General features: G+C 60.5%; 17 protein-coding genes and 3 tRNA genes. 9 read left to right on the top strand and 11 right to left on the bottom strand.

The annotated features are described in order from the left end of the window. Positions 1–5: 5 nt before the first annotated feature. Positions 6–2,273 carry an NADP-dependent malic enzyme gene (locus ACYU8T_RS05500; protein ID WP_461158764.1) on the bottom strand — a complete coding sequence of 756 codons (2,268 nt, stop codon included), beginning with the start codon at positions 2,271–2,273 and terminating at the stop codon, positions 6–8. A gap of 152 nt (positions 2,274–2,425) precedes the next feature. Here ACYU8T_RS05500 and alaS point away from each other — a divergent pair, with 152 nt between their 5' ends. The 3 genes from alaS to ACYU8T_RS05485 are packed head-to-tail and all read left to right on the top strand — an operon-like array spanning position 2,426 to position 6,722. Then, positions 2,426–5,080, top strand: coding sequence for an alanine--tRNA ligase (gene alaS, locus ACYU8T_RS05495; protein ID WP_461158763.1), 2,655 nt, complete (start codon positions 2,426–2,428; stop codon positions 5,078–5,080). Between the two features lie 57 nt (positions 5,081–5,137). Then, entirely contained in the window at positions 5,138–5,719 is a 582-nt protein-coding gene (locus tag ACYU8T_RS05490; protein ID WP_461158762.1) for a hypothetical protein, read from the top strand. A gap of 7 nt (positions 5,720–5,726) precedes the next feature. Beyond that, the gene (locus tag ACYU8T_RS05485; RefSeq protein WP_461158761.1) at positions 5,727–6,722 is read left to right on the top strand and encodes a tetratricopeptide repeat protein; all 996 of its coding nucleotides are present in this window, start codon (positions 5,727–5,729) and stop codon (positions 6,720–6,722) included. Here ACYU8T_RS05485 and ACYU8T_RS05480 read toward each other — a convergent pair. The 7 genes from ACYU8T_RS05480 to aroA all read right to left on the bottom strand — a co-directional run bounded on the left by ACYU8T_RS05480 (position 6,719) and on the right by aroA (position 13,267). Then, positions 6,719–8,503, bottom strand: coding sequence for a cation:proton antiporter domain-containing protein (locus tag ACYU8T_RS05480; protein ID WP_461158760.1), 1,785 nt, complete (start codon positions 8,501–8,503; stop codon positions 6,719–6,721). The two genes, ACYU8T_RS05485 and ACYU8T_RS05480, sit on opposite strands and share 4 nt — an antisense overlap. A gap of 74 nt (positions 8,504–8,577) precedes the next feature. After that, a tRNA-Leu gene (locus ACYU8T_RS05475) sits at positions 8,578–8,663 on the bottom strand. A 51-nt stretch (positions 8,664–8,714) separates the two neighbouring features. Further along, positions 8,715–9,002 (bottom strand): integration host factor subunit beta, encoded by a 288-nt coding sequence (locus tag ACYU8T_RS05470; RefSeq protein ID WP_097091606.1) that lies wholly within the window; start codon positions 9,000–9,002, stop codon positions 8,715–8,717. Between the two features lie 161 nt (positions 9,003–9,163). Beyond that, entirely contained in the window at positions 9,164–10,876 is a 1,713-nt protein-coding gene (gene rpsA / locus ACYU8T_RS05465; protein WP_097091605.1) for a 30S ribosomal protein S1, read from the bottom strand. 170 nt (positions 10,877–11,046) lie between these two features. Beyond that, positions 11,047–11,682: a (d)CMP kinase gene (gene cmk, locus ACYU8T_RS05460; RefSeq protein ID WP_461158759.1), complete on the bottom strand. Its 636-nt coding sequence runs from the start codon at positions 11,680–11,682 to the stop codon at positions 11,047–11,049. Then, positions 11,679–11,930 (bottom strand): CBU_0592 family membrane protein, encoded by a 252-nt coding sequence (locus ACYU8T_RS05455; RefSeq protein ID WP_461158758.1) that lies wholly within the window; start codon positions 11,928–11,930, stop codon positions 11,679–11,681. The genes cmk and ACYU8T_RS05455 overlap by 4 nt, the downstream gene beginning before the upstream one ends. Continuing rightward, positions 11,927–13,267 carry a 3-phosphoshikimate 1-carboxyvinyltransferase gene (gene aroA, locus ACYU8T_RS05450; protein WP_461158757.1) on the bottom strand — a complete coding sequence of 447 codons (1,341 nt, stop codon included), beginning with the start codon at positions 13,265–13,267 and terminating at the stop codon, positions 11,927–11,929. Before aroA ends, ACYU8T_RS05455 begins: the two co-directional genes overlap by 4 nt. 149 nt (positions 13,268–13,416) lie before the next feature. Between aroA and ACYU8T_RS05445 the strand changes: the two genes are divergently transcribed. From ACYU8T_RS05445 to ACYU8T_RS05435, 3 genes are all read left to right on the top strand, one after another. Next, positions 13,417–13,752: a TIGR02300 family protein gene (locus ACYU8T_RS05445; RefSeq protein ID WP_097091601.1), complete on the top strand. Its 336-nt coding sequence runs from the start codon at positions 13,417–13,419 to the stop codon at positions 13,750–13,752. Positions 13,753–13,838: 86 nt separating this feature from the next. Next, positions 13,839–13,914 (top strand) — tRNA-Ala (locus ACYU8T_RS05440). Between the two features lie 129 nt (positions 13,915–14,043). Then, a tRNA-Ala gene (locus ACYU8T_RS05435) sits at positions 14,044–14,119 on the top strand. Positions 14,120–14,214: 95 nt separating this feature from the next. On the opposite strand, the gene ACYU8T_RS05430 is transcribed toward ACYU8T_RS05435, so the two are convergent. After that, positions 14,215–16,491, bottom strand: coding sequence for an ATP-dependent helicase (locus ACYU8T_RS05430; RefSeq protein ID WP_461158756.1), 2,277 nt, complete (start codon positions 16,489–16,491; stop codon positions 14,215–14,217). Positions 16,492–16,592: 101 nt separating this feature from the next. On the opposite strand from ACYU8T_RS05430, the gene ACYU8T_RS05425 reads away from it, so the two are divergent. Further along, positions 16,593–16,988: a GFA family protein gene (locus ACYU8T_RS05425; protein ID WP_461158755.1), complete on the top strand. Its 396-nt coding sequence runs from the start codon at positions 16,593–16,595 to the stop codon at positions 16,986–16,988. A gap of 30 nt (positions 16,989–17,018) precedes the next feature. Here the strand turns inward: ACYU8T_RS05425 and ACYU8T_RS05420 are convergent, their stop codons facing one another. After that, a complete protein-coding gene (locus ACYU8T_RS05420; protein WP_461158754.1) occupies positions 17,019–18,191 on the bottom strand; it encodes an acetyl-CoA C-acetyltransferase in 1,173 nt (390 codons plus the stop codon). A gap of 45 nt (positions 18,192–18,236) precedes the next feature. Further along, entirely contained in the window at positions 18,237–19,325 is a 1,089-nt protein-coding gene (locus tag ACYU8T_RS05415) for an alpha/beta fold hydrolase (protein WP_461158753.1), read from the bottom strand. On the opposite strand from ACYU8T_RS05415, the gene phaR reads away from it, so the two are divergent. Continuing rightward, positions 19,324–19,923 (top strand): polyhydroxyalkanoate synthesis repressor PhaR, encoded by a 600-nt coding sequence (phaR, locus tag ACYU8T_RS05410; protein ID WP_097091526.1) that lies wholly within the window; start codon positions 19,324–19,326, stop codon positions 19,921–19,923. The two genes, ACYU8T_RS05415 and phaR, sit on opposite strands and share 2 nt — an antisense overlap. Positions 19,924–20,004: 81 nt before the next feature. Beyond that, a complete protein-coding gene (proS, locus tag ACYU8T_RS05405; RefSeq protein WP_461158752.1) occupies positions 20,005–21,531 on the top strand; it encodes a proline--tRNA ligase in 1,527 nt (508 codons plus the stop codon). Positions 21,532–21,550: the final 19 nt, after the last annotated feature.

The following is a 21,550-nucleotide window of genomic DNA, read 5'->3' as shown; positions in this document are numbered from 1 at the left end:
TAAGCTCAGCCTTCCCGATCTACCTCCGCCGCTGCAATCGCAGTGAGGTTCAGGATGCCGCGCGCGGTTACGCCAGGTGTCAGTACATGGATCGGCTGCGCCAGCCCCATCAACATCGGCCCGACCGTAGGCGAACTGGAGGAAGCTGACAGCGCCGTCAGCGTGATGTTCGCCGAATCGAGGTTGGGCATGACCAGCAGATTGGCCGGTCCCTCGAACCGCGCATCGGGAACCAGCCGCTCTCGCAAAGACTGACTGAGCGCCGCATCGGCATGCATTTCGCCATCTACCAGCAGGTCGGGTGCCTGCGAACGCACCAGTTGCAGCGCCGTGCGCATCTTCCGCGCGCTGGGACTGTGCGACGCTCCGAAGTTGGAGTGCGAGAGCAGGGCGACGCGGGGCGTCAGGCCGAAATGCCGAAGCTCGGTCGCGCCCGCGATGGCCATTTCGGCAACCTGTTCAGGCGTAGGATCGGGCACCATATGGGTGTCGGAAATGAACAACGCGCCGGCGTCCAGGATCAATCCTGACAGCGCATAGACCCGGCTATGTCCCGCCCGGCGCTCGATGATCCGCAGCACATGCTCGACCTGGCCCCAATATTCGCTGTTCCCACCGACCAGCGCCGCATCCACACGCCCGGTGCGAAGCAACATCGCGGCTGTGACGGTGGGTCGCCGATAGACATGGCGCAGTAGCTCGGCTGTCGGGACACCCTTGCGCGCAGCGATGGCACGATATGCCTCGACCAACTCTGCCAGCAATTCATGGTCGGTCTCGGGATCAACAACCTCCACATCGCGGTCGAGTTCGAAGCGCAAACCAAGGCCTGGCAGCTTCTGCTCCAATATTCGCCGCCGGGCGATGATGACCGGACGGACGATCCCCTCATCCAGCCCGTCCTGGATCGCGCGCAGCACGCGTTCATCCTCGCCCTCGCCATAGGCGATACGGCGGCAGGTTCCTCGCGCGGCTTCGAACACCGGCAACATCAGCTGCGCCGAACGCGTGTTCTGCTGCGCCAATGACCGGCGATAGGCTTCGATGTCGAGCGAACGTTTCGCGACTCCGCTCTCGATCGCAGCCTTGGCGACCGCAGGCGCGATCTCGGCAATCAGCCTCGGGTCAAAGGGCGTCGGGATGATATAGTCTGGCCCGAAAACCAGCCGCCGCCCGCCATAGGCCTGCGCAACACTGTCATGCGCCGGAAGGCGGGCCAGCGCTGCGATCGCTTCGGCGGCGGCAGCCTTCATGGCCTCATTTATCTCAGTCGCGCGCGCGTCGAGCGCGCCCCGGAACATATAGGGGAAGCAAAGGACGTTATTGACCTGATTGGGATAATCCGAGCGGCCCGTGGCAACGATCGCGTCGGGCCGCGCCTCGCGCGCGACCTCAGGCCTGATCTCGGGCTCCGGATTCGCCAGAGCGAAGATCAGCGGATTGGGAGCGAGCAGGGGAAGCCATTCAGGCTTCAGCACGCCGGGCGCGGACAGGCCCAGGAATATGTTCGCGCCCGGCAGCACCTCGGGCAAAGTCCGCGCATTCGTCGTCCGCGCATAGCGCGCCATGTTGGGCAGCATGCCCTCGCGTCCCGCATGGATGACCCCGTCCTTGTCGGTCAGCGTCACATGCTCGACTGGCAGGCCCATCGAAACCAACAAATCGACACAAGCCAGCGCCGCTGCGCCCGCACCGGACGTCACCAATCGCGCTTCTGCCAAAGACTTGCCCTGCAGCACCAGCGCGTTGCGCACGGCGGCGGCCACGACGATCGCCGTGCCATGCTGGTCGTCATGGAAGACGGGAATATTCATCCGCTTCTTGAGTTCCGCCTCGATGGCGAAACATTCCGGCGCCTTGATATCCTCCAGATTGATGCCGCCGAAGGTCGGCTCCAGCAGCGCGACCGCCTCGATGAACTTCTCCGGATCGGTCGTGTCCACTTCTATGTCGAACACGTCGATGTCGGCGAATTTCTTGAAAAGGACCGCCTTGCCCTCCATCACCGGCTTGGACGCAAGGGCACCGATCGAACCTAGCCCCAGTACGGCCGTGCCATTGGAGATTACCGCGACCAGATTGCCACGCGCGGTATAGTCCATCGCCTTGTCGGCATCTTCGGTGATCTCAAGACAAGGAGCCGCTACGCCCGGTGAATAGGCCAGCGCCAGGTCGCGCTGATTGACCATGCGCTTGGTAGGTTCAATCCTCAGCTTTCCAGGCTGAGGAAGCCGATGATAATCCAAAGCTGCGCGGCGGGTATTGTCATCCATGACGCGGCCTTATTCTTGATTGAGGATAGGGGCAATGCCGCCGGGCCGCCAAACGGGGGATTTGCGTGTCTTGTCGGATAAGAGACCCCGCTTGACCGCTGCGATGAAAAGCCCCGCTTGTGCGCCGGGGCGCTTCCCACTAAATCGCGCGCATGACATCGACCAACGACATTCGCCGCTCCTTCCTCGACTATTTCGGGGCGAACGGCCACACCATCGTTCCTTCAGCGCCTCTGGTGCCGCACAACGACCCCACGCTGATGTTCGTCAATGCGGGGATGGTGCCGTTCAAGAATGTTTTCACCGGCCTTGAAACTCGGCCTTATACGACCGCGACCAGCAGCCAGAAATCGGTTCGCGCAGGCGGCAAGCACAACGATCTGGACAATGTCGGCTACACCGCGCGGCATCACACCTTCTTCGAAATGCTGGGGAATTTCAGCTTCGGCGATTATTTCAAGGAACAGGCGATCACCCATGCCTGGACCCTGCTGACGAAGGAGTGGGGGCTTCCGGCGGAAAAGCTCACCGCCACCGTCTATCACACTGACGATGAAGCCTTTGACCTCTGGAAGAAGATTGCGGGCCTGCCGGAAGAGCGCATCATCCGCATTCCTACCAAGGATAACTTCTGGGCCATGGGTGACAGCGGACCCTGCGGTCCCTGCTCGGAAATTTTCTACGACCATGGCGAGCATATCTGGGGCGGTCCTCCCGGATCACCGGAAGAAGATGGCGACCGTTTCGTCGAAATCTGGAACCTCGTCTTCATGCAATATGAGCAGGAAGCGAACGAGATCGTCGGCGAACTGCCCAAGCCCAGCATCGACACGGGCATGGGGTTGGAGCGTATCGCGGCTGTTTTGCAGGGCGTCCACGACAATTATGATACGGACACCTTCAAGGCGTTGATCGAAGAATCGGGCGCGCTGACCAAGACCGCGATCGATGGCGAGTTCAAGGCCAGCCATCGCGTCATCGCGGACCATCTCCGCTCGACCAGCTTCCTGATCGCAGACGGCGTGCTGCCCGCCAATGAAGGCCGAGGCTATGTCCTGCGTCGCATCATGCGCCGCGCCATGCGCCACGCGCACATCATCGGCGCCAAAGAGCCGTTGATGCATCGCCTCGTGGGCAGCCTCGTGTCCGAAATGGGTGGCGCTTATCAGGAACTGGTCCGTGCGCAGCCCTTGATCGAGGATACGCTGCTGCGTGAGGAAACCCGCTTCCGTCAGACCCTGGAAAAGGGCCTGAAGCTGCTGGACGAAGCGACCCTGGACTTGTCCGAAGGCGGCACGCTGCCGGGCGAAACTGCGTTCAAGCTCTATGACACCTATGGCTTCCCCTATGACCTGACCGAAGACGCGCTGCGTTCGCGCGGCCTGACCGTCGATCGCGAAGGTTTTGACGCCGCCATGGCCGAACAAAAGGCCGCGGCTCGCGCTGCGTGGAAGGGCTCGGGCGAAAAAGCCTCCGACGAAATCTGGTTCGATATCGCCGAAAAAGCGGGTAATACCGAGTTTATCGGCTACAGCTCCACCGAGGGTGAGGGCGAGGTGCTGGCGATCGTAAAGGACGGTGTGAACTTCGACAGCGCGACCGCTGGCGAGACGGTCACGATCGTCACCAACCAGACGCCTTTTTATGGTGAAAGCGGCGGTCAAATGGGCGACGCGGGCACGATCACGTCCTTGTCGGGCCTGGTTGCCGATGTCGAAGATACTGCCAAGCCATTGGGGCGCCTGCATGCTCACCGGGCCAAGATCGGCCAAGGCAGCATCAAGGTAGGCGATACCGTCCACCTCTCGGTCGACGTGAACCGCCGTGATCGTATACGCGCCAATCATAGCGCCACCCATTTGCTCCACGCCGCGCTGCGTAACACGCTGGGCGCGCACGTGACGCAGAAGGGCAGCCTGGTTGCGCCCGATCGCCTGCGTTTCGATTATTCGCATCCGGAAGCGCTGACGCACAGCCAGATCGCCGCGATCGAAAGCCTGGTGAATGAGCAGGTGCGTCACAATGAAGCGGTGACCACACGCCTGATGACACCCGATGACGCCATATCGGCGGGAGCGATGGCTCTGTTTGGCGAAAAATATGGCGACGAAGTCCGCGTCCTTTCGATGGGGAAGGGTGATGCAAACAGCTATTCGGTCGAGCTCTGCGGCGGCACGCACGTCAATGCGACGGGTGACATTGCGATCTTCAAGATCATTTCGGAAAGCGCTGTTTCCTCTGGCGTCCGCCGTATCGAAGCCCTGACTGGTGAGGCCGCGCGCTTGTGGCTCACCGACCGCGAAGATCGCCTGCGCCAATCGGCCGCCGCGCTCAAGACCACCCCCGAGGAGGTTCCGGCGCGCATAGCGGCGCTCGTCGAACAGAGTCGTAAGCTGGAACGCGAACTGGCGGAAGCGAAGAAGGCGCTTGCTCTGGGTGGCGGTAGCGGCGCGCAGGCGGCAGGGCCGGAAAAGGTCGGCGGCGTGAATTTCATCGGTCAGGTGATTGAAGGGCTCGATCCCAAGGAACTGCGCGGCATAGTCGATCAGAACAAGGCGACACTCGGCAGCGGCGTCTCCGCAGTTCTTGCTGTGATGGATGGCCGCGCCAGCATCGCTGTAGGAGTCACGGACGATCTGGTCGGCTCCATCAACGCAGTCGACCTCGTTCGCGCAGGCGTTGAAGCACTTGGCGGGAAAGGCGGCGGCGGCCGCCCGGACATGGCGCAGGGTGGCGGCCCCGACGGTGACAAGGCTGTTGCGGCAGTCGAGGCGGTAAAGGTGGCTCTGACTAACGGCCAAGCTTAACGCACGGACCTTCGGAAGCTCAAACAAGGGCAAAGCTCTGGCTCAGCTTTCGCCACCTTGTTTCTGTCCAAGTCATCGCTAATCTGGCAAGCTAACCGGTTCGGGGGGATCATGCGGCTTCTTATTGCTCTCGGTCTGTTGCTGGCGCCCGCTGCTGCGCATGCCGAATGGTTGGAAGCCTCGAGCGACCATTTTGTGGTCTATGCGGAAACCCGGGCGACAGAGGCTCGCCTATTCTCGCAGCAGCTTGAAAGCTACCATGCGGCAATGGCAGCGGTCACGGGATCGCCGAACCTGCCTCCCAGTCCGTCCAACCGCCTCACTATTTATGTTGTGAGTAGTGAAGCGCAGGTTCGAAAGCTGTATGGGGCCAATTCGCAATATATAGGCGGATTTTATGTGCCCCGCGCTGGTGGATCGGTCGCAATCGTTCCGCAGGTCAGGGCTACGCGCGGTCAAATCGACACGTCAATGATCACGCTGCTCCATGAATATGCGCATCATTTTCTGATTGGATCGAGCAGCTTTCCTTTGCCCCGCTGGATGTCGGAAGGTGCTGCGGAGTTTTTTTTCGTCAGCCGCATTTCCGAAGGACGGCGGCGTCGAACTCGGACGGCCGGCGCAGCATCGCGCCTATGAGCTCTACATGGCAGCCGATGTGACCGCGGGTGATTTGCTTGACCCTGCCGCCTATGAAAAGCGCCGCAGCAAGAGGTACGACGCTTTCTATGGCAAGAGCTGGCTGCTTTATCATTATCTGACCTTCAGCGCCGAAAGGAAAGGCCAGCTTACACGCTACCTCACCCTTATGTCTCAGGGTAAAGACCCGCGGTCTGCTGCTATCGAAGCGTTTGGAGATTTCGGCCAGCTCGAACATGAGCTGGATCGCTATCTGCTCAAATCTCGGATGACGATGATCAAGCTGCCCGTCGGCATGATCAAAACCGGCCCCGTCGTCGTGCAAGGGATCACGGCAGGGGCAAGCGCCGTGATGCCGGTCATCATTCGTTCGAGGCGCGGTGTCGATCGTGAAATGGCCAAGGCCGTTCTGGCCGACGCGCGCGCCATAGCTTCGCGCTTCCCGAAGGATGCCGCAGTCCTCTCTGCGTTGGCGGAGGCAGAGCATGACGCTGGCAACGATAAGGAAGCGGTCGCAGCCGCCGATGCCGCCCTTGCCGTGGACCCGAGGCAGGTCAACGCCTATGTCCAGAAGGGGCTTTCCCTCTATCGCATCGCGCAAGATGCACCGGATCGCGACGAGAGCTATAAGGAAGCACGCGCTCCTTTCACGGCCCTCAATCGCATCGAAAATGACCACCCACTGCCGCTCTTCTATTATTATGATAGCTTTGTCCGTCAGGGGAAAACACCATCTTCCTTGGCAATTCAAGCGCTGGAGCGTGCGTCGGAACTGGCGCCTTTCGACCTTGGGCTGCGCATGACCTTGGCAATGCAACAACTGCGTGTCGGTGATCGCAAACAGGCGCGGCGTAATTTACTGCCAGTGGCTTACAACCCGCACGGCGGCAATATGGCAGAGTTCGCAAGCAAGACGTTGGAGCGGATGGACAAGGAGCCGAATTGGGACGGGAACGACATGCCCGTTCCCGCATCCGATAACGCCATAGCAGTTGGGCCTTAGGCAACCTCGTCAGAACGGAGCCGCCTCAATTTGGGGGCCGTTTCCAGTTGCGCCGCATCTTTGATGCCCATGCGTAGATCTTCCCGTGTCTGATGAATGGACGCGATAACGGGGCCCATCGCCACGCCCAGGTCAACCAGCGCAGTCTCAGCCAGCTGAAGCGAGCTTTCCAGCGTTTCGGGCACAGCATCGCTGGCGCCCGCTTGATAAAGTTGCGCGGCATGATCTGTATCGCGCGCTCGAGCGATGATGGGCAAATCCGGCACCCATCCCCGGACTCTCTTCGTCACTCGTACCGATAGCACCGGATCGTCCATGGTGAGGATCAGTGCCCGGGCGTGGCCGAGGCGAAGCTTGTCCAACATTTCGGCACGCGCCACGTCGCCAAAAAGGATCGGATATCCGCCCCGTCGCCCTTCAGCGACTACGTCAGGGTCCGACTCCACGACTGTAAAACGCTGATTGTGAACCCGCAGGAGGTCGCACACCATCCGTCCCACACGGCCAAAGCCGATAACGACGGCCGCTGCCTCCGTGCTTTCCTGCTGCAATTCAGGCGTATCTTCGCCTAATGCCATTTCGAGCCTGCGCGCGATGTCATGGCCGATACGGGCGAGGAGCGGCGTGATAGTCAAGCCGATCGCCGTAACGATCTGCCAAAAAGCAGCGGTGGAGGGCAAAATCAGCTTGGCTGCAGCCGCGGTCGAGAGGACGATGAGAGTAGTTTCGGAAGGGCTGGCCATCAGCAGCCCTACTTCGAGGGAAACGCCCTTTCGAGCACCCGAGAAATAGAGCAGAGCTGCCGTGACCAACGTCTTGGTGATGACCACCCCGACCACGGCCAGAATCAGGTTGGGCCAGTTCGCGAGTATCACCCTGACATCCAGGCTCATGCCAACCGTAATAAGGAACACGCCAAGCGCGAGCCCCTTGAAGGGTGCCGTCATCACTTCGACTTCGCCATGATATTCGGTCTCAGCGATCAACAGGCCCGCAAGTAAGGCACCCACAATCGGTGATAGACCTGCGAGAGAAGTGGCGATGCTGGAAACGATGACCACCAGCAGGCTCGCGGCGAGGAACACCTCGGGACTTTTCGTCCGTGCAGCCTGACTGAAAATATGTGGGAGGACGATGCGGCCGAGAATGAGCATCACTGCGATCGTGATGCCGCCCTTCAAAAGTGTATTCGCCAGTTCGCCCCAAGCTCCGTCGACGCTTGCCGCTGCCGAGGGGGCAAGAGCGCCCAGCATGAAGATGATGGGAACAAGTGCCAGATCTTCAAAGAGGAGCATCGCAAAGGCCGCGCGCCCTACCGCACTTTGTGTACCAACCATCGGCAGCACCACGGCAGTCGAGGAAAGCGCGAGCGCAAGGCCAAGCCCGATCGCGCCTGCGGGAGGCTGGCCGAGCAAGTAAAGCCCCATCGCTATCAGCGATGCGCCACCGATAAGTTCAGCTGCGCCCACGCCAAAGACTTGGGCCCGCATGGTCCAGAGACGGCGAAAACTCAGTTCCAGCCCTATCGAGAAGAGCAATAATATGACGCCGAGTTCCGCGAACGGCTCGATCGCTTCCCTGTTCGATATGGTGACATGATATAGCCATGGATATTCAGCGACTAACGCGCCGAGACCAGACGGCCCCACTGCCAGGCCGACCAGAATAAACCCAATGACGGGACTGATCCTGAAGCGAGCAAAGCCGGGGATTACCAATCCCGCCGCTCCCAAAATGACAAGGGAGTCGCTGAAACTTTGAGGATTGATCGCGCCGGCCATGCGCTATCATTGCGGGATGCGCGGCAGAATATCCAGCCTTGCGGCAAAATTCACATGCTGACGGATGATGTCCTTGGTGCGGACGGCGGGACTTGAACCCGCATTCCCAGGGGGAGGCGGATTTTAAGTCCGCTGCGTCTACCGATTTCGCCACGTCCGCATGGCGCTTTCCCTGACCGGTCCAGACGCGCAGGTCAAGATGTGCTGATGATCACTGCGCTTTGCTGTTGAGCCGCTCGCGCATTTCCTTGCCAGGTTTGAAATAGGGTACGCGTTTGGCCGAGACCGGCACCTGCTCTCCGGTACGGGGATTGCGCCCGGTCCGCGCATCGCGCGCACGGGTGGTGAAGGCGCCAAAGCCTCGCAACTCTACCCGCCCTCCACTGGAGAGGCGATCAACAATCTCTTTGAAGAAGAGATCGACAATCCTCTCGACCTCCTGAAGGCCCAGATCTGGATTTTCTTCTGCCAGCGTCTGAATCAATTCCGAACGTATCATTGGTCCTCCAGCTCCCCCTTCTGGTTCCCAGTTTAGTTATAGTGAGTCCCCTCTCACATGCAATTATCCAATGTCGGTAGTTGTTTTCTCATTTTGGGATAGAAAAGCCCGCCGGAAGCAGTTTCCGGCGGGCATATTACTTTAGTTAGATGCCGAAGGGATTAGCCTTCGTTCTTGGCTTTGAGTGCCTCACCCAAGATGTCGCCGAGCGATGCACCGCTGTCGGAAGAACCATATTGAGCAACGGCCTGCTTCTCTTCTGCGATCTGCAGCGCCTTGATCGAGAAGGTCGGCTTCTTGGCGCGATCAAAACCGGTCACCAAGGCGTCGAACTTCTGACCGATCTGGAAACGCTCCGAGCGCTGCTCATCGCGATCGCGGCCAAGGTCGCTGCGCTTGATGAAGCCGGTGGCGCCATCTTCGCCAGCCTGGACTTCCAGGCCGCCGTCGCGGACTTCCAGAACCGTGACGGTAACTGTCTGGTTCTTGTTGAGACCAGCAGCAGCAGCAGTCGTGCCGCCAGCGGCCGGGCCGCCGCGTTCAAGCTGCTTCATGCCAAGGCTGATGCGCTCCTTCTCGACGTCGATGTCGAGAACGACGGCCTGAACCGTCTCGCCCTTGCGGTGCAGAGCCAGCGCGTCTTCGCCCGAAATGCCCCAGGCGATATCCGACATGTGGACCATGCCGTCGACGTCGCCGTCCAGGCCGATGAACAGGCCGAACTCGGTTGCATTCTTGACTTCGCCCTCGACCGTCGAACCGATCGGGTGACGTTCGGCAAAGCTGTCCCAGGGGTTGTTCTGGGCCTGCTTGAGACCGAGCGAGATGCGGCGCTTCTCGGGATCGACTTCCAGGACGATGACGTCGACTTCCTGGCTGGTCGACACGATCTTGCCGGGGTGGACGTTCTTCTTGGTCCAGGACATTTCCGACACGTGGACGAGGCCTTCGATGCCCGGCTCCAGTTCGACGAACGCACCATATTCGGTGATGTTCGTGACGCGGCCCGACAGCTTCGCACCGACCGGATACTTGGCGGCTGCGCCTTCCCACGGATCGCTTTCCAGCTGCTTCATGCCGAGGCTGATGCGCTGGGTGTCGCGGTTGATGCGGATGATCTGGACACGGACGGTGTCGCCGATGTTGATCATCTCGTTCGGGTGGTTGATGCGCTTGTACGACAGGTCGGTGACGTGCAGCAGACCGTCGATGCCGCCAAGGTCAACGAACGCACCATAGTCGGTGATGTTCTTGACAACGCCCTCGATGATCTGACCTTCAGCGAGCGTCTGGATAAGGCCGCTGCGCTGTTCGGCGCGGGTTTCCTCCAGGATGGCGCGGCGCGACACGACGATGTTGCCGCGGCGGCGATCCATTTTCAGGATCTGGAAGGGCTGCGGAATGTCCATCAACGGGGTGACGTCGCGAACGGGACGGATATCGACCTGCGAGCCGGGCAGGAACGCCACGGCGCCGTCGAGATCGACGGTGAAGCCACCCTTGACGCGGCCGAAGATGACGCCTTCGACGCGGGCATTTTCGGTAAACTCGGATTCCAGCTTGTCCCAGGCGGCTTCGCGGCGAGCGCGGTCACGGGACAGCATGGCTTCGCCATGAGCGTTTTCGACGCGGTCGACATAGACTTCGACTTCGTCGCCGACCTTCAGGTCAGCCTTCTGACCGGGCGCGGCGAATTCGCGCAGCGGCACGCGGCCTTCCGACTTCAGGCCGACGTCGATCAGCGCCATGTCGTTTTCGATGCCGGTCACGGTGCCCTTGACGACGCGGCCTTCGAAGCCGCCGTCTTCACCGCCAAGTGATTCATTGAGAAGCGCGGCGAAATCGTCGCGCGAGGGGAGTGCCGTAGAGGCCATGGTAGTTCCTTCACTCGTCATTGCTGGCCTACCGGTTGTGTCCGGTGGTCTTTCAGGCCAAACAGCCCACGCAGCCGGATTGCCGCGTGAACATCCATTCGGCCATGACGAGTGACGCCCCGCAGATAAGCGAAAAGGGCGCCTGGTATTCCCAAGCACCCGTCATCGCGTCAGACCTTTCGCCGACGTTCCAACTGGGCGTCCACCAGTGCAATGGCTTGCTGGACGGCGGCGTCTATAGTCAAATTGCTGGTGTCGAGCAAGTCCGCTCCATCGGCCATTCGCAGCGGAGCATGGTCCCTGCTCATGTCGCGCGTGTCGCGTGCCTGAATGTCCGCAATCAGGCTGTCCATGTCCGGCCGGCCGCCGTGCGACAGCGCGTCATCATAGCGCCGCTGCGCGCGAACATGGACGCTGGCTGTTACAAAGATCTTGGCATCGGCGTCTGGTGCAATGACCGTCCCGATGTCGCGGCCGTCGAGGATCGCGCCGCCGGGCTGGGTAGCGAAATCACGCTGGCGCTTCACCAGCGCTTGGCGGACGCTCTGATGAACGGATACACGGGATGCAAGGGAGCCGATCGCTTCGCTCCGCAATGCTGGATCAGCGAGAACGCCATCATTGAACGAGCAGGCCGCCAGCGCATCGGCTTCATGGTCGGGGTCCCCGCCGGTCTTTACCACGGCAAGGCCTACAGCTCGATACAACAGGCCAGTATCCAGTACCGGCAAGCGATAATGGCGCCCGAGCGCCTTGGCGATGGTGCCCTTGCCTGAAGCTGCCGGGCCGTCGACGGCGATGATCATGATGTTTCGCCTTTCCGCAATGCCTTGGCGAGGCCGATGAGCGCGATGAGCGCCCATACGACCTCCAACGCCAACGACGCCATGTTGAAATGCACCGTCAGCGAATATAGCAGCAGCAGCGATCCGATCAGATTGAGCAGGTTGAACAGCGTAAAATTCAATATCTTCGCCATGTTGCTGTAAGCATAGGCGATGACCATCAGTGCACTGCCGATCAATCCGATGACATTGGCGAGATCAAAGGTCATGGCATCGCGCCCAGCTTTTGCAGTAGTGCGGTGAAACCGGGAAAGCTGGTGGCGACAGGCCGCATGTCGTCAATGGTGACGCCGCTTTTCGATATCAGTCCCGCAACGGCGAAGCTCATCGCGATACGGTGATCGAGCTTGGTGGCGATCGGACCGCCGCCACGCAGGAGTGCGCCACCCGTGCCTTCGATGATGATGCCATCTTCCAGCTCTTCAACGGTCACGCCGATGGCGCGAAGGCCCTCGGCCATGGTGGTGATGCGATCGGACTCTTTGACGCGGAGTTCTTCAAGGCCGCGGAATATGCTGCGTCCCTCGGCAAAGGCTGCTGCGATAAAGGCAACGGGATATTCATCGATCATGGAAGGTGCGCGAGCTGGATCCGGCTCAACGCCTTTCAGGTCGGACGCTGTCACGACGACATCGCCGACAGGTTCGCCGCCGACCTCTCGTGGATTGTCGATGACGATATTGCCGCCCATCTCCCGCAGCAGATCGACCAATCCTGCCCGTGTGGCATTGAGGCCCACATTGCTGATCGTGACCTTGGAGCCGGGGACAAGCAAAGCTGCGACCATGGGGAAGGCTGCAGAAGAGGGGTCGCCCGGCACGGCGATCGTCTGCGGGCGCAGTTCAGCTTCGCCCCGCAAGGTGATGACACGCGTGCCATCCGCTTCGACCTCGACCTCCAGCTCCGCGCCAAAGCCTCTAAGCATGCGTTCGCTGTGATCGCGAGTCGGGATCGGCTCGATCACGCGCGTCACGCCGGGGGTGTTCAAGCCCGCGAGCAGGATGGCAGACTTGACCTGCGCGGATGCGACCGGAAGGCGATAGTCCAGCGGGACGGCCGGGCAGGCGCCGCGCATCGTCAGAGGCAGCCGGTCTCCGGGGCTTGACGTGAAACTGGCACCCATGCGGGACAGAGGTTCAGTTACACGTCCCATCGGACGCTTGCTGAGCGATGCATCACCTGTGAAGGTCGCGGTGATGGCATGACTTGCTATCAAGCCCATCAGCAGCCGGGTCGATGTGCCGCTGTTGCCCATGTCCAGGGCTGTCTGGGGTTGCAGCAACCCGCCGACCCCTACGCCCTTGATGTGCCAGATGCCATCGCTATCCCGGTTGATCTGCGCACCCATAGCACGCATTGCGGCAGCCGTGGCCAGCACATCTTCACCCTCCAACAGTCCCTCGACCCGGCTTTCTCCAACCGACAAGGCGGAAAGCATGAGCGAGCGATGCGAGATGCTCTTGTCACCCGGTACAGTCACGCTGCCTGAAAGAGGTGGTGCGCCGGTGAAGGTCATCGGGAGCGGATGATCGGAAGAAGAGGTCAAGGGTCAATCCGTTTGGCAGGGAACTGAAAAATCGCGCCCGGCTTTTGACAGCGCGGTTCTGCTATGGCAAGGCGCCCGTCGCTTCGCGGGCGACATGGTCGTGCCGCGTGATATTCGTTGAAGCACTCGTAAGAAGGACAAGGCCGGACATGGTCAAGGCTGAATGGGGCACGAAGCGTACCTGCCCGAAATGCGCCACGCGCTTCTATGACCTGGGCAAGGACGACCCGGTCATCTGCATCAACTGCAACACTGCCTGGGAACCCGAGCCCGTTCTTAAGTCGAAGCAGCCGCTGCCTTACGAGGAAGCACCCAAGAAGGTCATCGAGACTGCCGATGGCGAACTGGAGTCGGCGGATGACGATCTGGATCTGGATCTGGACGTCGATGATGACGGCGACTCACCGGATAATGACGTTGATCTCGGCGGTGACGACGACCTCGGCGTCGATGCCGCGGGTGACGACGGCGACGACGACAATTAAGTAATTTTCTGCTTGCCAAGGAAGTTGCTGCCTCCTAATGGCAGCGACCTCCGAGGCGCTGGACCCAAACAGCGCCGACATTGGAAGGGGCCTTAGCTCAGCTGGGAGAGCGCCTGCATGGCATGCAGGAGGTCAGCGGTTCGATCCCGCTAGGCTCCACCAATTTCCGAGCAGCGGCGTTTATCGGCCTAGTTTGATATGCTGAAGCTTGGGTTTGGGGTCGAAGAATGATGGCTGTCCGGAAAGCCGGCATAGCCTTTTTCACGGATGCAGCCTATTCTGCATTGAAATGGGGCCTTAGCTCAGCTGGGAGAGCGCCTGCATGGCATGCAGGAGGTCAGCGGTTCGATCCCGCTAGGCTCCACCAAATCCCCATTTATTTCGCAAACCGATGGCATGGAGATCAGGCGATTGACTGTGCGTACGGCCGCATTTGTTATGCCGCACCTCTAACCCTCAACCTCAGGCGGGCTGCACGAAGCTGTCCATGACGCGCTTGCGGCCCGCTGTCTCAAAGTCGATTTCCAGCTTATTGCCCTCGATTTCGGCAACGGTTCCGTAACCGAATTTCTGATGAAAAACGCGTAAACCCAGCTGCATGTCATCCCGACCCTTGTTGCCGAGTGAGATGGCAGATGCTCGGGCTTCCACGATCCGAACAGGTTCGCGATTGAATTGACCGCCTTGTTGCGCACGTTGCCAACCCGGGCCGCGGCCGTTGCCACGTTGGACATTGGAGAAGGGGTCGGCACGCTCAGACCAGTTGGCGCGCCATAATGACGCTCCGCCAGTCATGCTGCTTTCTTCCTCGACATGCTCAGGCGGCAGTTCGCCGACGAAGCGGGACGGGATAGAACTGGTCCACTGGCCATATATACGCCGGTTGGCAGCATGCAGAATGATGCACATCTTTCGAGCGCGCGTGATCGCGACATAGGCGAGCCGGCGTTCCTCTTCGAGGCTGTTGAGCCCGCCTTCGTCGAGCGCGCGCTGGGACGGGAAAATTCCTTCTTCCCAGCCTCCCAGGAATACAGTGTCGAACTCGAGCCCCTTTGCCGCGTGTATGGTCATGATCGTGACCTTGCGTTCTTCGGCTTGCGCATCATTGTCCATGACCAGTGATACGTGCTCTAGAAACGCGCCAAGCGTTTCATACTCCTCCATCGCGCGGGTAAGCTCGTTCAGGTTTTCAAGGCGGCCCGCACTTTCGGCTGTACGCTCCGCTTGAAGCATCGCCGTATAACCGCTTTCGTCGAGTATCTGGCGCGCCAGTTCGGCATGGGGCAACTGAGCCGCCCTGTCACGCCAACGTGCAAGGTCTCCTATGAAAGATCCCAGGCTTCGGCGCGCCTGAGGTGTCAATTCATCGGTGTCCAGGATGCGCGCAGCCGCCAGCGCCAAAGGAATGCCTTCCGCCCTTGCCAATCGGTGGAGCTTCTCCAGCGCCTTGTCGCCAAGGCCTCTTTTGGGAACGTTAACGATCCGCTCGAATGCCAAATCGTCAGCCGGCTGATTGACTAGACGCAGATAGGCAAGCGCATCACGGATTTCGGCACGCTCGTAGAAACGGAATCCGCCCACAATACGATAGGCGAGGCCGATCTGGATAAAGCGGTCTTCAAACTCGCGAGTCTGATGCTGTGCGCGAACCAGGATAGCCACATCATCGAGCGACTGCCCGGAACGCTCCAGCGATTCGATCTCGTCGCCTACGCGGCGAGCTTCCTCTGGACCGTCCCAGACGCCGATGACACGAACCTTTTCTCCGACGTCGATATCGGTCCAAAGCGTCTTCCCCAACCGGTTGCCATTTTCGGCAATCACTCCGGAAGCGGCGCCGAGAATATGAGGCGTCGATCGGTAATTCTGCTCCAGACGAACGATCTTGGCACCGGGAAAATCTTTCTCGAACCGCAGGATGTTGGCGACTTCGGCACCTCGCCACGAATAGATGGACTGGTCATCGTCGCCCACGCAGCAAATATTCTTGCGCTGTTGAGCGAGCAGGCGGAGCCACAGATATTGGCTGCTGTTAGTGTCCTGATATTCATCGACCATGATGTAGCGGAACCGTTGCTGATAGCTTTCCAGCACATCACGATGGCGCTTCAGGATCGTCAGCACGTGGAGCAGCAGGTCGCCAAAATCGCAGGCGTTCACGTCACGAAGCCGGGCCTGGTAAGCTACGTAAAGCTTCTGGCCACGTCCATTCGCATAAGTTTCACTGTCGCTGGCACCAATTTCTTCCGGCGTTAGTCCCTTATTCTTCCATTGGTCGATCAGGCCGCCCAACTGCCGCGCGGGCCATCGCTTTTCATCGATGCCTTCTGCTTGGATCAATTGCTTCATCAGGCGGAGTTGATCGTCGGTATCAAGGATGGTGAAATTGGGCTGAAGCCCCACCAATTCCGCATGCCGGCGCAGCATCTTCGCCGCAATCGCGTGGAAGGTCCCAAGCCACGGCATCCCCTCGACCGCAGGACCTATCATGCGTCCGACGCGCTCGCGCATTTCTCTTGCGGCCTTGTTGGTGAACGTCACCGCCAGAATCTCGGACGGGTAAGCACGACGCGTAGCGACAAGATGAGCAAGCCGCGCGGTCAGCGCAGCGGTCTTGCCCGTTCCTGCACCTGCCAGCACGAGGACCGGCCCTTCGGTCGTAAGCACAGCCTCCCGCTGAGGTTCATTGAGGCCCTGAAGATAAGGTGGATCATCGGGCGAGGGAGCGGGGACGGTCATGTTCAACAACTAGGGAGCATGGGAAGGGTGAGCAAGGGCAGCCCCTTGCAGCGGCCATCGATCTATGAGAACAAAAGGCGAATCATGCAAGGGGAAATGCCATGGCCAGGGGACGATGCCGCTGTGGATCAATCCATTACGAGGTAGAGGGGGAACCAATCTACAGCGCTATTTGCCATTGCAGCGACTGCCGCCGCAGTGCCGGAGCGCCTATGGTTGGTTGGGCGCTCTTTGCCGAGGCAAATCTGAAGGTCGTTGGTGAGCCGAGGCTGTACCGATCTTCTGAAGACGCGACACGGCACTTCTGCGGCAATTGCGGCACCGGCCTTTTCTACCGGAATTTGAAAAGTTTTCCCGGGATGGTCGATATCCAAACTTCGACTTTGGATGACCCCTCTCTGTTTCCACCCGTCATCCACGTGCAATGGGCAGAGGCATTGCCGTGGATGGGCGCTGCACACGAACTACCGCGTGTTGAGCGCTACCCCGAGGATTAGCCGTAAGTACATCGGCGGCCTTATTTCAATTCAACGTTCGATGCACATGGCGACGCCCATGCCGCCCCCGACGCACAAGGTTGCAAGTCCCTTCTTCGCATCGCGCTTCTGCATCTCATACAGCAGCGTGGTCAGCACCCGGGCGCCGGACGCGCCCACCGGATGGCCGATGGCGATTGCGCCGCCATTCACATTGACCTTGCCGGCGTCCCATCCCAGTTCCTGACCGACCGCGAGAGCCTGCGCGGCGAAGGCTTCATTGGCTTCGATCAGGTCGAGGTCGCCAAGTGACCAGCCCGCCTTGGTCAGAGCATTGCGGGTTGCCGGAGCGGGGCCGATGCCCATGATTGCGGGATCGACGCCGCAGGTCGCAAAGCTGGCGATGCGGCCCAGAATGGTGGCGCCGCGCTGAGCGGCATCGGCTGCGGTCATGAGAACCAGCGCGGCAGCACCGTCATTGATGCCACTGGCATTACCCGCAGTGACCGTGCCATCCTTCTTGAACGCGGGTCGCAAACTCTGCATCGCTTCGAGCGTTGCGCCAGCGCGGATATATTCGTCCGCATCGACGACAGTATCGCCCTTTCGTCCCTTCACAGTGACGGGAACGATTTCATCCTTGAACCGGCCGGACGCACGCGCGGCTTCGGCCTTGTTCTGGCTGGCTACGGCAAACTGGTCCTGCGTCTCGCGGCTGATCTGATATTTCTCCGCCAGATTTTCCGCCGTGACGCCCATGTGATAATTGTTGAACGCGTCCGTCAGGCCATCATGCGTCATCGTGTCGATCAGCGAGATCGGGCCCATCTTCGCGCCAGCCCGCAGATATTGGGCGTGTGGGGCGAGCGACATGCTTTCCTGTCCGCCTGCCACCATGATCCGGGCATCGCCCGCCTTGATCGCTTGTGCAGCCAGCGCCACGGCACGCAAACCCGATCCACACAGCTGGTTGAGACCGATCGCCGTCCGCTCCACCGGAATGCCTGCGTTCACCGCAGCTTGACGCGCAGGGTTCTGACCCTGAGCGGCCGTCAGGATTTGGCCGAGGATAACCTCATCCACCTCTTCGGGCGCCACACCAGCCTGGCTCAGCGCCGCAACGATGGCGGTGCGTCCCAATTCATGTGCTGGCGTCGTGCCGAAGGCACCCATGAAGCTGCCCACGGCAGTACGCTTGGCGGCGGTGATGACGATGTCTGACACAATCCTGATCCTTGATGAAAAGGGCGGTTCCGCGCCGCAATATCATCAACCCCCGTGCGTTGAAAGCCAAAGGGACAAGGGCTCCCAAAGCAGCTGGCGGGCGCTGCTGCCGACGATCATGCCGACATGGCCAAGTTGGAGGGTGAAGCCGTCCGCAAGGTCGGGTGCTGCGGTGGCGGGGACGATCCGGTCAGTGGCCGACCGGACGGAAAATGTGGGGCGTCCAAGGCCCGCCAGATCGATTTTCTTCCCATCGATCTGCCATTCGCCACGTCCTGTAAGATTGCTTCCATAGAAGCTTTCGAACAATTCCTCTCCCGCCGCGAATGTCAGTGGCGGGCCGCCATTTGCCCAATCTTCGACCGCCAGAAATGCGCGCTCGGCCTCGGAGCCGGGCTCCATTTCAGCAAAAGCAGCATATTTGCGGATGGTGCGTGCTGGGTCCATCGCCCAAAAACCCGATTGTAGCACCTCCATCGGCACATAGCCAAGACGCTCGCTTGTCGCCTTGGCGCCCCGCCAAAGCGACGCGATAAGGTCGCGATCCGCGTCGGGGAAGCGGTCGAACTGCCAAGGCGCAGCGATGGTGGCGACTGCTTCGACATCGGCCAGGGCCGCGGCGCCAAGCGCCAGGCTGCCGCCAAGGCAGTATCCTACCAGGATCGGCGGGTGGGGGAGTGACTTCAGCATCGGGATCAGGCGCTCGGTAACATGCTCTGCCAGGCCCAGCTTTGCATCCTCTGTGCCGGGACTGCCCCAATCGATGAGGTAAGCGTCATGTCCTGCTGCAGCCATGTGGCGCAACATGGATCGTCCCTCCGACAGGTCCAGCACCTGCGGAGGGTTGATAAGCGATGGTATGAAGATCACCGGCGCCTTGCCGCTATCTGCGCCGTAACGCAGCAATCTGGCACTTCCTGCCGCAGCAAAGACTGATGGCGCGGGGGGCGACGGAGGCCTTTGGGCTTCCTGATATTTGCGCAACCCCTGAAAGGCCGCACGCCGCAAATCAGCATTGCCTTCCGTTTCACGCCATAAAATGTCGAGAAACAAGGGCAATGGGCGTGGGCCATGTTGCGGTGCGGCAACCCCTTGTGCTAATGCGGAAAGTGCAGGTGTGGGAGAGGAATCCATGGCCAAAACCAAGACCGCCAATGAATCAGAGCCGGTCATCATCAAGAAATATGCGAACAGGCGTCTCTATAACACGGAAACGTCGAGTTACATCACATTGGATTTGCTGTCGCAAATGACTCGTGAGGGGCGCGAGTTCGTGGTCGTGGACGCAAAAACGGGTGAGGACATCACGCATAATGTCTTGACGCAGATCATCATGGAGGAAGAGCAGCGGGGCAAGAACATGCTGCCCGTCAACTTCCTGCGGCAGCTGATCGCCATGTATGGCGATTCCATGCAGTCGATGGTCCCGCAATATCTGGAAGCGTCGATGGACGCGTTCCGGAAGAACCAGATGCAGTTTCAGGAAGCGATGAAGGGCGCCTTTGGTGGCGGTCCGCTCGCGGAAATCGCCAAGCGCAACATGCAGATGTTCGAAGCGGCCGCCAACGCATTCGGCAAGGTTCCCGGCATGCCCAACATGCCAGGTATGCCGGGTATGCCCGGTGCTGTCGCTCCCGCGCCAGCCGCTTCCGAAAGCAGCAAGGACGATGAGATCGCGGATCTGAAGGCGCAGCTCTCCGCCCTCAATGCGAAGATCGACAAGCTGGGCTGAGCAGCGCGTTCGGGGTCGACGGGACGGCGCGCTTGCCTTATGGCGCGCCATCCTTTCAAGTCGAAGAACAAGGCCTGACCCGTGAAGCACGCCCTTTCCGTTACCCGTGAACAGGATTTCGCCGCCTGGTATCAGGCCGTCATCTCCGAAGCCGACATGGCCGAGGAAAGCGGCGTGCGCGGCAGCATGGTCATCCGGCCTTGGGGCTATGGCATCTGGGAACGCATCCAGAAGCTGCTCGACGAGCGGATCAAGGCGACCGGCCACGAAAACTGCTATTTCCCCCTCTTCATCCCGCTTTCCTATTTTGAAAAGGAAGCGGAGCATGTGGACGGCTTCGCCAAGGAAATGGCGGTCGTCACGCATCACCGCCTGATCCAGAAGGACGGCAAGCTGGTGCCCGATCCGGACGCGAAGCTGGAGGAGCCGCTGGTGGTTCGTCCGACGTCGGAAACGGTGATCGGCGCAGCATTTTCCCGCTGGGTACAAAGCTGGCGCGACCTGCCGGTGCTGATCAACCAGTGGGCCAATGTGGTCCGCTGGGAAATGCGCACCCGCATGTTCCTGCGGACCGCCGAGTTTCTCTGGCAGGAAGGGCATACGGCGCACGCCACCGTCGATGAGGCGATGGAAGAGACGATGAAGATGCTGGAGGTCTATCGCAGCTTCGCGGAGGAATGCGTCGCGCTGCCGGTGGTGGCTGGCGAGAAGCCGGAGAATGAACGCTTCCCCGGCGCCGTTGCGACCTATTCGATCGAAGCGATGATGCAGGATGGCAAAGCGCTTCAGGCTGGCACGTCGCATTTCCTGGGCACCACCTTCTCCCAGGCGCAGAGCATCAAGTTCCAGAATGCGGAAGGGCAACAGGAGCTGGCCCAGACGACCAGCTGGGGCATGTCGACCCGCATGATCGGCGGCCTCATCATGGTGCATGGCGATGATGACGGGTTGCGCGTGCCGCCGCGCCTCGCGCCTTATCAAGTGGTGGTGGTGCCAATGCTGCGCGACAATGACGAGGATGCTGCGATCCTGGATTATTGTGGCGATTTGGTCGCAGCGTTGAACAAGCAGGATGTATTCCGTGAGCCTGTCCGCGCGCTTCTGGACAAGCGGCCTGCCAAGGCGGCGAACAAGCGCTGGGGCTGGGTCAAGAAAGGCGCGCCGATCGTGATCGAAGTGGGCGGCCGCGATGTTGCGGGTGGCAACGTGTCCGTGCTGCGCCGCGACCGGCTGTATCGGGAGGATGGCAAGCTCGATAGCCAGATCGTTGCAAAGAGCGACTTCCTGGCCGCCGCGCCTGGAATGCTGGAGGAGATCCAGCAGGCGCTGTTCGCGGATGCTCAGGCGCGGCTGCACGGGAACATCGATAAGTCGATCACATCCCTGGATGCCCTGAAGGCCTATTTTGCCGCGAGCAAGAAGCAGGGATGGGCGCTGGTGCAATGGGCCAAGCCCACGGGTCCGGCTCTCGACAAGGTGATCGAGTGGCTGAAGGGCGAGAAGCTCACGCTGCGCAACGTTCCGCTGGATGCCGAGGCGGCTGACGGGGCTTGCGTCTTCACCGGTGACAAAGCGGTGGAGCGAGTGCTCGTGGGGCGCAGCTACTAATAGATATCCCCTCCCGCAA

Source organism: Sphingobium sp. TomMM35A (assembly GCF_054771735.1).
The sequence above is the reverse complement of the archived record's forward strand: the minus strand, read 5'-3'. Positions and strand labels throughout refer to the sequence as shown.

Bases quoted from the DNA above. Each gene is read 5' to 3' on its own strand.
- ACYU8T_RS05485 (WP_461158761.1), top strand. From the start codon at position 5,727: ATGGCAGCCGATGTGACCGCGGGTGATTTGCTTGACCCTGCCGCCTAT.
- ACYU8T_RS05445 (WP_097091601.1), top strand. From the start codon at position 13,417: ATGGTCAAGGCTGAATGGGGCACGAAGCGTACCTGCCCGAAATGCGCC.
- ACYU8T_RS05415 (WP_461158753.1), bottom strand. From the start codon at position 19,325: ATGGATTCCTCTCCCACACCTGCACTTTCCGCATTAGCACAAGGGGTT.
- ACYU8T_RS05455 (WP_461158758.1), bottom strand. From the start codon at position 11,930: ATGACCTTTGATCTCGCCAATGTCATCGGATTGATCGGCAGTGCACTG.
- alaS (WP_461158763.1), top strand. From the start codon at position 2,426: ATGACATCGACCAACGACATTCGCCGCTCCTTCCTCGACTATTTCGGG.
- rpsA (WP_097091605.1), bottom strand. From the start codon at position 10,876: ATGGCCTCTACGGCACTCCCCTCGCGCGACGATTTCGCCGCGCTTCTC.
- ACYU8T_RS05500 (WP_461158764.1), bottom strand. From the start codon at position 2,273: ATGGATGACAATACCCGCCGCGCAGCTTTGGATTATCATCGGCTTCCT.
- phaR (WP_097091526.1), top strand. From the start codon at position 19,324: ATGGCCAAAACCAAGACCGCCAATGAATCAGAGCCGGTCATCATCAAG.
- ACYU8T_RS05470 (WP_097091606.1), bottom strand. From the start codon at position 9,002: ATGATACGTTCGGAATTGATTCAGACGCTGGCAGAAGAAAATCCAGAT.
- cmk (WP_461158759.1), bottom strand. From the start codon at position 11,682: ATGATCATCGCCGTCGACGGCCCGGCAGCTTCAGGCAAGGGCACCATC.
- ACYU8T_RS05425 (WP_461158755.1), top strand. From the start codon at position 16,593: ATGGCCAGGGGACGATGCCGCTGTGGATCAATCCATTACGAGGTAGAG.
- ACYU8T_RS05430 (WP_461158756.1), bottom strand. From the start codon at position 16,491: ATGACCGTCCCCGCTCCCTCGCCCGATGATCCACCTTATCTTCAGGGC.
- ACYU8T_RS05480 (WP_461158760.1), bottom strand. From the start codon at position 8,503: ATGGCCGGCGCGATCAATCCTCAAAGTTTCAGCGACTCCCTTGTCATT.